The sequence below is a fragment of the Actinomadura sp. GC306 genome (genome assembly GCF_004348665.1).
Taxonomy (GTDB): domain Bacteria; phylum Actinomycetota; class Actinomycetes; order Streptosporangiales; family Streptosporangiaceae; genus Spirillospora.
This window is the reverse complement of sequence record NZ_SMKM01000521.1, coordinates 1-1,641: the sequence shown is the minus strand read 5'-3', so window position 1 is coordinate 1,641 and position 1,641 is coordinate 1. Positions and strand designations below refer to the sequence as shown.

General features: G+C 66.3%; 1 protein-coding gene. It reads left to right on the top strand.

Annotated elements, in window-relative coordinates; all coding sequences use genetic code 11:
- Positions 1–46: 46 nt before the first annotated feature.
- Entirely contained in the window at positions 47–1,405 is a 1,359-nt protein-coding gene (gene pafA, locus E1200_RS33230) for a Pup--protein ligase (RefSeq protein WP_131956632.1), read from the top strand.
- Positions 1,406–1,641 lie beyond the last annotated feature (236 nt).

Here is a 1,641-nt window from a genome sequence, read left to right as displayed (position 1 = left end):
GGCGGAGAGACTGCCAAGTTGGGGCCGGGCCGCATAGGGTCATGGTGTGGACAGGCGCATCTTCGGGCTTGAGAACGAGTACGGCGTCACCTGTACCTTCCGGGGTCAGCGGCGGTTGTCACCGGACGAGGTGGCGCGCTATCTGTTCCGGAGGGTGGTGTCGTGGGGTCGTAGCAGCAACGTGTTCCTGCGTAATGGGGCGCGGCTCTACCTGGACGTGGGGAGTCATCCGGAGTACGCGACGCCGGAGTGCGACAGCGTCGTGGATCTGGTGACGCATGACAAGGCCGGTGAGCGGATTCTGGAGGGTCTGCTGGTCGATGCCGAGCGGCGGTTGCGCGAGGAGGGCATCGCCGGCGACATCTATCTGTTCAAGAACAACACGGATTCGGCGGGGAACTCGTACGGCTGCCATGAGAATTACCTGGTGGGGCGGCACGGGGAGTTCGGGCGGCTGGCGGATGTGCTGATTCCGTATCTGGTGACGAGGCAGATCATCAGTGGTGCGGGGAAGGTGCTGCAGACGCCGCGGGGTGCGGTGTACTGCGTGTCGCAGCGGGCGGAGCACATCTGGGAGGGTGTGTCGTCGGCGACGACGCGGTCGCGTCCGATCATCAATACGCGGGATGAGCCGCATGCGGACGCGGAGCGGTTCCGGCGGCTGCATGTGATCGTCGGTGACTCGAACATGAGTGAGACGACGATGCTGCTGAAGGTCGGGGCGACCGATCTGGTGCTGCGGATGATCGAGGCCGGGGTGGTGATGCGTGATCTGACGCTGGAGAATCCGATCCGGGCGATCCGTGAGGTCAGTCATGACATGACGGGGCGGCGGAAGGTGCGGCTGGCGAACGGCCGGGAGGCGAGTTCGCTGGAGATCCAGCAGGAGTATTTCGGGAAGGCGCGTGATTTCGTGGACGCGCGCGGCGGGGACGCGACGGCGAAGCGGGTGCTGGAGCTGTGGGAGCGGACGCTGCGGGCGGTGGAGACGGGTGATCTGGATCTGGTCGAGCGTGAGATCGACTGGGTGACGAAGTACAAGCTGATCGAGCGGTACCGGCGGAAGTACGATCTGCCGTTGTCGTCGCCGCGGGTGGCGCAGCTGGATCTGACGTATCACGATGTGCATCGTGAGCGGGGGCTGTACTACCTGCTGGAGAAGCGGGGCGCGGTGGACCGGGTGACGCGGGATCTGGACATCTTCGAGGCGAAGTCGGTGCCGCCGCAGACGACGCGGGCGCGGCTGCGGGGTGAGTTCATCCGGAAGGCGCAGGAGAAGCGGCGTGATTTCACGGTGGACTGGGTGCATCTGAAGTTGAACGATCAGGCGCAGCGGACGGTGCTGTGCAAGGATCCGTTCCGGTCGGTGGACGAGCGGGTGGACAAGCTGATCGCGGGGATGTGACGCGGTGGCCGGCGGCTCGGGCCGGGGCCGGTTTTCGGTGGTGGCGTGTTGTGCGGCCTGGGCCTACCGGTGGGTCACCTGGGCGGTAGGGTGAGCGCGCAGTAGCGCTCACCCCCCGCGGAGGAACTCCCGTATGCGTCGTGTCCGGTCGCTTCCTTTGGTCGTCGTTTGCGCCGCGTCGTTGGCCCTGTCGGGGTGCTGGGGTGGCGGGGGTCTGGACGTCACGGTGCGGGGTG